The organism is Colwellia asteriadis, from assembly GCF_039523295.1.
Taxonomy (GTDB): Bacteria; Pseudomonadota; Gammaproteobacteria; order Enterobacterales; family Alteromonadaceae; genus Colwellia; species Colwellia asteriadis.
On record NZ_BAAAFA010000006.1, the window covers coordinates 279,632 to 289,896 of the forward strand.

Genomic DNA, 10,265 nt, shown 5'->3' on the forward strand with positions numbered 1-10,265 from the left:
TATTTAACTTGGTCGATTCAGGTAATTTAGTGTGTTTTAACTAATTTAGCGTAATAAAAACCATCCATATTCTTTTCATCTGGCAATATTTGCCAGCCGATATTTTCAGCGCTTGCTTGAGGTTCACTGATTGAAACAAGTTTGGCATCTGCTGTTTGCGCTACAAACTGCTTTATTTGTTCAGCATTCTCTTGTGGTAAAACACTACAAGTTGCATACAGTAACGTACCTCCAGGTTTTAACAAAGACCAAATATTAGCTAATATTTGTTGTTGTAAAAGTACTAAGTTATCAATGTCACTGGCTTTTCTTAACCATTTGATATCAGGGTGACGACGTATAACACCAGTACCAGAACAAGGAGCATCTAATAGAATACGATCGAATAACTCACCAGACCACCAGTCTGTTTTTGCTGCGTCGGCGGCTATTACTTGTGCCGATAAGTTTAAACGAGCAAGGTTATCTTCAACACGAGTTAAGCGGCTAGCCTCTATATCAATAGCAGTCATAGCTTTAATATCAGGAGTTTGCTCTAGAATATGACAGGTTTTTCCACCTGGGGCAGCACAACAGTCTAAAACATTATCGCCGGGCTGACAGTCAAGTAAGCGCGCCGCTTGTTGTGCTGCAGCGTCTTGAATAGAAACCCAGCCTTGTTCAAAACCGGGCAGTTTATTGACATCTATTGCTTTAGTTAACGTAATTGCCTGCGAGAGCGGGTCTATAGCAGCAATGTCAATATCTGCTTGCGCTAATAAAGCTTGATAGCTTTCACTAGTGTGATGTTGTGCGTTTACGCGTAACCACATTGGTGGTCGTTGCTGATTAGCGGTTAAAATATTTTGCCACTGTTCAGGGTAGCCTGCTTGTAGTTTTTTAATAAACCAACCAGGATGATTAAATTTTATTGGATCAGGCTGCTGAGTTTCTACTTGTTCTGCACTTTCGTCGCGGGCACGTACAAAGTTACGCAATACGGCATTAACCAATGCTTTCATGTGGTTATTTTTAAGTACTTTAGTAGCGGCAACTGTTTCGCTAACCGCTGCATGATCAGGAATACGCATATATTTAATTTGATAAACACCAACCAGTAATAAAAAATGAAATACACGTTGCTTACCTGTTAAAGGCTTTTGCATTAAACCGCGAACATCATTTTCTAATTCAGGTAAGTAGCGTAAAACACCATAACAAATTTCTTGTAATAAGCCTTTGTCTTTACCGATAAGTTTATCTTGTTGTTTTGGTAGTTCATCATTAAGGCTGCGACCTTGGTCAATGACGGCATAACAGCATTTGGCAGCAAGTGCGCGGATATTTAAGGTCATAATCTTAGCCTAATTTATTAATATTGCTGCCAACGACAAACCAGTCACTGCGGCCATTGAGAATGTCTTGTACGGGCAGTGCTTTTTTACCGGGTAGTTGCAATACCTCTAAACATAATGCACCGTCGCCCGTCGCAATAACAATACCGTCTTTACTTGTTGAGATAATAGTTCCTGCTGTTTGGCTGCTTTGTAATGCTTTTACTGAAGCTTGCCATACTCGAATACTATGTTGTTTAGTGTCAGACTCTTCTACAGTGAACTGTGCTACAGGCCAAGAGTTATAAGCACGAATTTTTCGGTGTAGTTCAGTGGCACTTAACTGCCAATTAAGCTCAGATTCTGTTTTTTCGAGCTTTTTCGCATACGTTGCTAGGTTTTCATCTTGTGGGATATTATGTTCGCTTGCCAGATAAGATGATTGTGCCATGATGGCAATAGTTTCAATTAATGCACTCGGTCCTATTTGGGCAAGTTTTTCATATAAACTAGCGCTAGTATCCGTTATCTCTATTGGGCACTCAGCTTTTAAAATCATATCACCGGTATCTAAACCTTTGTCCATTTGCATGATAGTGACACCGGTCTTTTCATCTCCAGCTTCTAATGAGCGCTGAATAGGGGCAGCCCCACGCCATAGTGGTAATAAAGAGCCATGTACATTAATACACCCTAGACGCGGTGTATTTAAAATCACTTCAGGTAATAATAAACCGTAGGCAACCACAACCATTAAATCAGCATTGTATTGCGCTAATATGGCTTGTTCGTTCGTTTCTTTAAAGTTTACGGGTTGTTCAACGGTGATGTTATTTTCAAGTGCTAGCTGCTTTGTTGCGCAAGCTGTCATTTTTTTCCCGCGCCCAGCAGGTTTATCTGGCGGACAGTATACGGCAACAACATTGTGTTCAGACGCCAGTAACGCCGCTAAGTGTTCTGCAGCAAAGTGAGGTGTGCCAGCAAAAATAATATTTAAAGGTTTCGACAAAAGAGTATCCTGTGGGTCATGTATTTAGATAATAATATTCAATAGTTAAGTGAATGTTATTTTATTGGGCTAATTTAGCTTCTTTCTCTAATTTCTTTTGAATGCGTTGACGTTTTAGTGGTGATAGGTAATCAACAAATAAAATGCCATTAAGGTGATCAAGCTCATGTTGCACACAAATACTTTGTAAATCAGTCGCATCAAGTGTAAATTCTTTGCCGTGACGATCTAATGCTTTAACCGTACAAGTATCGTGTCGGTCAACTTTTGCATAACAACCCGGTACAGAGAGGCAGCCTTCTTCATTAATAGAGGTACTGTCGCTGTGTGTGATTATTTCAGGGTTGATGAGTACAATAGGCTCATTTTGATCTTCAGAAGTATCCATAACAACAATACGTTGGTGAATATCAACTTGCGTTGCAGCAAGACCAACACCTTTTTCATCGTACATAGTGGCAATCATGTTATCGATGATAGTGGTGATACTGTCATTAATTTCAGTAACTTGTTTCGCTTTTGTGCGTAAGCGTGGATCAGGAAAACGTAAAACGGTTAATATAGTCATAATTGATAAAAGAGTTAGCGATAATTCATCTAGAGTGTTATGTTTTAATTTTAGCCATTTAATTACATTAATCATAGTGCTTTACCATAAAAGCCTTAAAAAGGAACAAGCTTTATGCTAAAAAAATTACTACTTTCACTGATTCTATTTACTCCTCCTTTAGTTTCTTTGGCTGATCAACTTAAAATTAATGATAATGCACCTAAAAGCTATATTGTTGAAAAGGGTGATACCTTATGGGATATTTCTAGTGTTTTTTTACAGCAACCTTGGTTATGGCCTAAATTATGGCGATTAAACCCTGAAATTAATAATCCTCATTTAATTTATCCTGGTGATGTTTTAAACCTAGTGCTTGATGAGCAAGGCGAACCGATGTTAGTGGTTGCCTCAACGACTAAAGAAGCAGGGACTGCACAAAAGCAGGCATTTAAGTGGACACCTACAATTCGTACAGAACTTAAAAACGATGACTCAATTAAGATGTTACCGCTACAAGTTGTTGCACCTTATATTGTCTATGACTCATTACTTTCAGAGGAGCAAATTGAAACTGCTCCACATGTTATAGGTAGCGATGAAGGTTATCGTATGTCTACGGATGGTTTTAAAGTTTATGTAAATAAAGATCTTGATCTTGCTAAAACCTACGCCATCTACAGTCAAGGTGAAGAGTTAATTGACCCTGAAACAGAAGAGCCTGTTGGTTACTACATGCATATTGTCGGTACTGCGCAAGCGATTACTACGGGTAATATGAGTCAAAAAACACCTGCAACGTTAAAAGTAAATGCTGTTAAACGCGAAATACATGCTGGAGATGTGGTTTTACCTGTGAATGAAGGGCAGCTGTTACCAGCAAATTTTTCAATGCAAGCGGGTGATGTATCACTTAAAGGTTCAATCATTAAAGCCGTCAGTGATAATCGTGAATTTGGTCAGTTTGAAGTGGTTATGGTTAACTTAGGTAGTGAAAAACAAGCTAAAATGGGCGATGTATTATCAATTAAGCGTGCTAGCCCACAAGTATTAAAAACGTCAAATGGTCCTGTTTACGAAATTGAAGCATCAAGCTTTAATAAAGTGCTCAACTCTGATCCTGACTATATAATGCCTGAAGAAGATTTAGGAAAAATGATGATATTCAGAGTGTATGAAAAAGCCAGCCTAGCGCTTATTTTACAAACGACTAAGCCGGCAAGGTTACAGGATATTATTACCTCACCACAATCATAAAATAATAAAAGCATAAGCGCTTATAGTTCTGCGTAAACTTGTTCTTAGGGAGAAGACAAGTGACTAAAACAACAACGCACTATTGGTTAGCATTAAAATTAGTACCAAGGTTAGCAACTCACAAAAAACTAACCTTGGTTAATGACTACGGTTTACAGTCGTTATTTGCTTCATCGAGTAAATCGTCGCCCTTAACAAGCGCTCATGGCTTATCGGCCACACACCTTAGTGCTTTCAATTACCCTAATTGGTCTAAAGTTAATGAAATTATTGAGCAGAGCGGTAACGCTAATGCTGATATTATTTCATTTGATGATGCTTACTATCCCGCACAATTAAAACAAATTTATGATCCACCATTAGTGCTCTTCACCAAAGGCAATACTAGTTTATTAAATTTACAACAAGTTGCTATAGTGGGTAGTCGTTTTTCAACCATTAAAGGGCGTGAAACCGCCTTTGACTTTGCGCAGCAACTAACTAAGAAAAATTATATTGTAAACAGTGGGTTAGCTATTGGTATTGATGCTGCTGCCCATCAAGGTGTTTTAGCCATACAAGGAAAAACTATAGCGGTTGTCGCGACTGGTGTAGATATTGTTTATCCAACAAGGCATCGCGATTTAGCGAGCGAAATACTGCAAAACGATGGGCTTATTGTTAGTGAGTTTTATCCTGCAACTCAACCTAGAGCAGGGCACTTTCCTAAACGAAATAGATTAATTAGTGGTTTAAGTGAGGGCGTTGTTGTCGTTGAAGCCGAATTAAAAAGCGGCTCGTTAATTACAGCAAGGTGCGCACTAGAGCAAAACCGTGAAGTTTTTGCAGTACCGAGCTCTATCGACAACCCACAAGCTAAAGGTTGTCATTGGTTAATTAAACAAGGTGCTAAGTTAGTTGAAAATTCTGCCGATATAATAGATGAACTAATGGAGATGACGGAGTCTAGTCTATACTCTAAAGAGAGTAACTCAACTTACGTTAATACAAAGCAACCTAAAGTAGTGATCGCAAGCAAAAAACCTAATGAAAAAAGTCCATCAAAAGACTTGTGCAATGATAATTTGTTGGCTAGTGTGGGATATGAAATTACACCAATAGATAAAGTAGTTTCACGTAGCGAACTTCCCGTAGAGGAAGTTATTACACGACTAACAATGCTTGAGCTTAGTGGCCTGATAACTGCAGTGCCAGGTGGCTATATAAGAGTGTAATAAGTAAGTAAAGGGGGCAATTATGTTTGATATATTAATGTATCTATTTGAAACGTATATTCAGAGTGAATCTGAAACCATGGTTGACCATGACTTACTCACCGATGAACTGGTACGAGCCGGCTTCCATCAAGATGAAATATACAAAGCATTAACGTGGTTAGAAAAGCTTGCTGCCTTGCAAGATACAGACGCTTATCCGTATATTACGCGTGTAGCGAGAAACTCCGTTCGTATTTATACCGATGAAGAAATGCAACTACTTGATACGCAAAGTCGAGGCTTTATTCTGTTTTTAGAGCAGGTTAACGTACTCGACTTTATTACCCGTGAAATGGTTATCGATAGAGTGATGGAGCTAGATACTAAGTACTTCACGATGGACGACCTTAAATGGGTTATTTTAATGGTATTGTTTAATGTTCCAGGCCATGAAAGTGCATACTCACAAATGGAAAACTTAGTCTTCGAAGAGCCGGAAGGTCCTTTACACTAAACTTTACTATTAGGTTGTATTAATGCCACTACCATATTAGTTTTAGGCTAACGGTAGTGGTGATATTTTTTATCGAATAGCTGTGGCATAATAAGGCATTATTTATTAACCATAGTTCGCACTATTTTAGCCTAATGACTAAAGCTGATAAGCCTTTATTTACCCACCATGAACATGCTTTAGAAAAAGCATACCAGGTTTGTCCTGAGTGTGGCTCTGAACTTACTATAAAAAATGGTAAATCAGGCGCTTTTTTGGGGTGTTCAAATTATCCTACCTGTCAATTTACGCGTGCTGTCGTTGAACATGAACGTGTAGAAGATAAAGTACTTCCTGGTAGCGAATGTCCACTATGTCAATCTCAGTTAGCGGTTAAGCAAGGTCGCTATGGTATGTTTATTGGTTGTACTAATTATCCGCAATGCCATCATATTGAAGACAGCCAAACTCATGAAGATATTGATGTCGATTGTCCATCGTGCGCGAGTAAAAAGCTATCAGGTAAATTAAAAGAAAAAACCAACCGTTTTGGTAAAACGTTTTATTCTTGTGATAACTACCCAAAATGTAAGTACGTACTGAATAATGAGCCGGTAGCGCAAACATGCCCAGAGTGCCAATGGCCTGTCTTAATCAAGCGTACTATGGCTAGTGGAGAAGTGTTAAGTTGTCCGCAAAAAAAATGTACCTATAAAGTAAAAGCGATATAATTAGATAATTTTTCGCTCTATAGAGTCACCAACATGTCAGTTACTTCACTATCGCCATCAATATTAGAGGCCTCTGAAGCTCTTCTTCAGGGAGGGGTTATTGCTTACCCTACTGAAGGCGTTTTCGGTTTAGGCTGCGACCCTGACAATAGCGTAGCGGTTGAGAAAGTATTAAAGTTGAAACAACGCTCTATAGATAAAGGACTCATCTTGCTAGCAGGGGACTATAGCCAAGTACAAAAATACATTGATGAATCCGTTATCACTTCAGAACAAATGACTATTATTTTGTCGCGCTGGCCTAATGCCATAACTCAAGTGCTTCCTGCAAAAGAAAGTGTGCCAACCTTATTAAAAGGTGTGTTCAGTACTATTGCTGTGCGTATCACCCAACACCCTGATGTTATTGCATTGTGCAAGCAAACTAATAAAGCCATTGTTTCAACCAGCGCCAACCTTTCAGGTCAACCATCAGCATTAACCTGGCAGCAAGTACTGGAGCAATTCCCTACAGAGCTTGATGGTTTGATTAAAACAAATACTTTAGGTAGAGCCAGCGCTTCAACTATTATTGATGGCATCACAGGGCAAGTATATAGAGGTTAGTGCTTTTACTGTTTAATAAAAGTTCAACTCAATAAACCTATTGTTGATCGAAATCAAATAATAAACCTTAATTACTCAATTGCACTGATAAAACTTGCGCTGGATCAACGTCCCTTTTGCGGTGAGTACTATGATGTCCTTAAATTAATTAAGGACACTCATCATGAAAAAAACATTATTAGCATTAACATTATTATCAAGCATTTCTACAGCTGCCTTTGCACATCAAGCTGGCGATATTCTGATTCGTGGTGGCGCAACTATGGTTGCTCCTGATAGCGGTAAAACACCTATATATTTAGGTGGTAGTGATGCTGCTGGCTTATCTTTGTCAGTAGATGACAATACTCAGTTAGGTTTGAACTTCGTTTATTTTGTTGATAACAACTGGGCGGTAGAGCTACTGGCGGCAACTCCTTTTACTCACGACATTACTATTCATGATCCAAATAATGCTCTAGGTGTTGACGGCGCCAAATTAGCTGAAGTAACTCACTTACCACCAACGTTAAGCGCATTATACTATTTCGATACCGGTTCAGCATTTAAGCCCTACCTCGGTTTAGGGGTTAACTATACTCACTTCTTTAAAGAAGAGTTTGAAGCTGCACCTAAAACTTTAGGCTTATCAAATTTACAGTTAGATAGTTCGTTTGGTTTATCAGTACAAATTGGCGCAGATTATGAGCTAACTGATAACTGGTCTATTAACGCTTCTGCTCGATATATTGATATCAATACTAAAGCCACCTTTGATGTTGGCGGAGATAGTATTGGTAGCGCTTCTGTTGATATTGACCCAATGGTTTACTCAGTAATGCTTGGCTATAAATTTTAATAGAGTTTTTTATTACATGTAATTAATTAAAAGCAGTAAGTTATTACTGCTTTTTTGTTTCTATAAGATAGTGATTCAGTTAGGCTGTAGCTCTTAATAAATCGATATAAATGCTTATGGAACCGTCAAATTTAGATAAATACTGTGTTTTTGGTAACCCTATTGCACAATCTCGCTCGCCTTTTATTCACCATGCTTTTGCTGTCGCTACTAATAAGAAAATTAGTTACCAAGCTAAATTTGTAGAGCTAGGTGAATTTACTTCAGCCATTCAAACATTTATTAAAGAGGGTGGAAAGGGCGCTAATGTTACCGCGCCTTTTAAAGAAGAAGCGCTACGTATTGCTGATCACTTAACTGAACGTGCTCGTTTAGCTGGCGCAGTCAACACCTTAACAATCAAAGATGGTAAAATTTACGGTGATAATACTGATGGCGAAGGGTTAGTTCAGGATCTTATTCGTAATAATATTATATTGGAAAATAGTCGGATATTGCTATTAGGTGCAGGTGGTGCAGCGAAAGGCGTTATACTCCCATTATTAAGCCAGAGTCCTAAGAGTATCACTATTGCTAATCGCACATTAAGCAAAGCAAGTGAATTATGTCAGCAATTTAATAATGATAAATTATTTTCATGTGAGCTTACAGAAGAGTCAGCGCAACCATTTGATATTATTATTAATGCAACCTCTGCTAGCTTGTCGGGTCAAACGTTTACATTATCGTCTTCTATTATTGCCTCACATACAGCTTGCTACGATATGGTTTATGGTAAAGCTAAAACGCCTTTTATACTTTGGGCTGAAAAACATAGCGCCAATAAAAAACTCGACGGTTTAGGTATGTTAGTTGGGCAAGCAGCAGAAAGCTTTCAGCTTTGGCACAGCACTAAACCTGAAGTTGACCCAGTTATAAATAAATTAAGACAGTCACTTAAGTCTGAATCATAAAGGCGAATATAATGAATCAATCAATATTGTTTAATGATGATCTTATTTTTAATGAGGCTCAAGACGCTTGGTGTTTTACAGGGCTTATATCAGGACAGAAGGTAACTATCTACTTTCATTCAATAGAGTTAAAGCAGCTAGAAGAAATTAATAGCTGCACTAAGTATGATTTAGAAGAAATAACCGAATTATGGCTAGAGAAAAACGAGCTTGAAGGCGATGTTATACATATTAATATGAAATAGCCCTAATTTACTTCACCTAAATAGTCATTTTTCAATTCAACATAATTAATAGCAGACTGCTTAAGGAAGGCAGACTCACTTTCTTTAAGCGGTCTTACTTGCTTTATTGGGTTACCAACATACAAAAAACCACTTTCTAATCGTTTATTTGGTGGTACCAAGCTACCCGCACCAATAAATACATCATCTTCTACAACAACTCCATCCATAATTATAGCGCCCATACCGACTAATATACGGTTGCCTAGTGTGCAACCATGCAACATACATTTATGACCAATAGTGACATCATCACCAATAATCAATGGGTTACCTGCTGGGTTATGCGAGCTTTTTCTAGTAACGTGCAATACTGAGCCGTCTTGAACATTGGTTCGCATGCCAATAGTAATCGTATTTACGTCACCACGGGCAGCAACTAAAGGCCAAATACTAACATCTTCGGCTAAAGTAATATCACCAACGAGAACAGCAGAGTTATCAATATAGTTGTTAGCGCCTGTAATAGGGACCATGCCTTTATAAGGGCGGATATTGGTATGTGACATTAGTTATTCCTATCTAATAAATTGAATATCATTGAAAAAGTAAACTAAACAGTAATACAGATAACCTAAGCACACAAATAATCAGTCAATATCGAATGATATATGGCCGGATTGAACGTGTATTGACCGACTATAAAAATAGTTTCAAAAAAATAAAAAAAAGTATTGACCTATAATCAAAAATCTCTACAATGCGCTCCAGTTCCAAGGGGTTCAGCTAAAAAGAAGCCTGAAAGAACTGTTTTGATAGCTTATCTGCTCGTTTTATCGAATAAACAAGCCACTTAACGTTTACTTTTAAATGATTCTAAAATTAATTTTAAATTAAAGGTTGACATCAAAACTCGGAGGCGTATGATACGCATCCTGCTTCGGGGCTACGGCAACAAGCACGCTACTTACCAGTAGCGATGATAATGAGCGAATGTGACTCTTATCTTCTTCTTTAACAATTAGTTATCATGCAATTTGTGTGAACACTCACTTTATTGATGTTTTACTTAAGTTCTTAGCTTTTATAAGCGGAACA

12 protein-coding genes are annotated in these 10,265 nt (G+C 38.0%); 8 read left to right on the forward strand and 4 right to left on the reverse strand.

What is annotated here, in order from left to right; genetic code table 11:
* Positions 1–26 precede the first annotated feature (26 nt).
* The 3 genes from rsmB to def all read right to left on the reverse strand — a co-directional run bounded on the left by rsmB (position 27) and on the right by def (position 2,890).
* The gene (gene rsmB, locus ABD005_RS10595; protein WP_343817372.1) at positions 27–1,334 is read right to left on the reverse strand and encodes a 16S rRNA (cytosine(967)-C(5))-methyltransferase RsmB; all 1,308 of its coding nucleotides are present in this window, start codon (positions 1,332–1,334) and stop codon (positions 27–29) included.
* Between the two features lie 4 nt (positions 1,335–1,338).
* The gene (fmt, locus tag ABD005_RS10600) at positions 1,339–2,322 is read right to left on the reverse strand and encodes a methionyl-tRNA formyltransferase (protein ID WP_343817373.1); all 984 of its coding nucleotides are present in this window, start codon (positions 2,320–2,322) and stop codon (positions 1,339–1,341) included.
* A gap of 61 nt (positions 2,323–2,383) precedes the next feature.
* Positions 2,384–2,890, reverse strand: a complete 507-nt coding sequence (def, locus tag ABD005_RS10605; protein ID WP_215981255.1) for a peptide deformylase — start codon at positions 2,888–2,890, stop codon at positions 2,384–2,386.
* Between the two features lie 114 nt (positions 2,891–3,004).
* Here def and ABD005_RS10610 point away from each other — a divergent pair, with 114 nt between their 5' ends.
* From ABD005_RS10610 to ABD005_RS10645, 8 genes are all read left to right on the forward strand, one after another.
* Positions 3,005–4,126: a LysM peptidoglycan-binding domain-containing protein gene (locus tag ABD005_RS10610; RefSeq protein ID WP_343817374.1), complete on the forward strand. Its 1,122-nt coding sequence runs from the start codon at positions 3,005–3,007 to the stop codon at positions 4,124–4,126.
* Positions 4,127–4,185: 59 nt separating this feature from the next.
* Positions 4,186–5,340, forward strand: a complete 1,155-nt coding sequence (gene dprA, locus ABD005_RS10615) for a DNA-processing protein DprA (protein WP_343817375.1) — start codon at positions 4,186–4,188, stop codon at positions 5,338–5,340.
* Positions 5,341–5,362: 22 nt separating this feature from the next.
* Positions 5,363–5,836 (forward strand): DUF494 family protein, encoded by a 474-nt coding sequence (locus tag ABD005_RS10620; RefSeq protein ID WP_215981248.1) that lies wholly within the window; start codon positions 5,363–5,365, stop codon positions 5,834–5,836.
* 134 nt (positions 5,837–5,970) lie between these two features.
* Complete coding sequence (locus ABD005_RS10625) at positions 5,971–6,546, forward strand: DNA topoisomerase family protein (RefSeq protein WP_215981249.1); 576 nt, start codon at positions 5,971–5,973, stop codon at positions 6,544–6,546.
* Positions 6,547–6,579: 33 nt separating this feature from the next.
* Positions 6,580–7,152 carry an L-threonylcarbamoyladenylate synthase type 1 TsaC gene (gene tsaC / locus ABD005_RS10630; protein ID WP_343817376.1) on the forward strand — a complete coding sequence of 191 codons (573 nt, stop codon included), beginning with the start codon at positions 6,580–6,582 and terminating at the stop codon, positions 7,150–7,152.
* Positions 7,153–7,315: 163 nt separating this feature from the next.
* The gene (locus ABD005_RS10635) at positions 7,316–7,990 is read left to right on the forward strand and encodes an OmpW/AlkL family protein (RefSeq protein ID WP_343817377.1); all 675 of its coding nucleotides are present in this window, start codon (positions 7,316–7,318) and stop codon (positions 7,988–7,990) included.
* A gap of 116 nt (positions 7,991–8,106) precedes the next feature.
* Positions 8,107–8,943 (forward strand): shikimate dehydrogenase, encoded by an 837-nt coding sequence (gene aroE / locus ABD005_RS10640; RefSeq protein ID WP_343817379.1) that lies wholly within the window; start codon positions 8,107–8,109, stop codon positions 8,941–8,943.
* 11 nt (positions 8,944–8,954) lie between these two features.
* A complete protein-coding gene (locus ABD005_RS10645) occupies positions 8,955–9,188 on the forward strand; it encodes a hypothetical protein (RefSeq protein WP_343817380.1) in 234 nt (77 codons plus the stop codon).
* 2 nt (positions 9,189–9,190) lie between these two features.
* Here ABD005_RS10645 and ABD005_RS10650 read toward each other — a convergent pair whose 3' ends face one another.
* Positions 9,191–9,736, reverse strand: a complete 546-nt coding sequence (locus ABD005_RS10650) for a gamma carbonic anhydrase family protein (protein ID WP_215981254.1) — start codon at positions 9,734–9,736, stop codon at positions 9,191–9,193.
* Between the last annotated feature and the right edge of the window lie 529 nt (positions 9,737–10,265).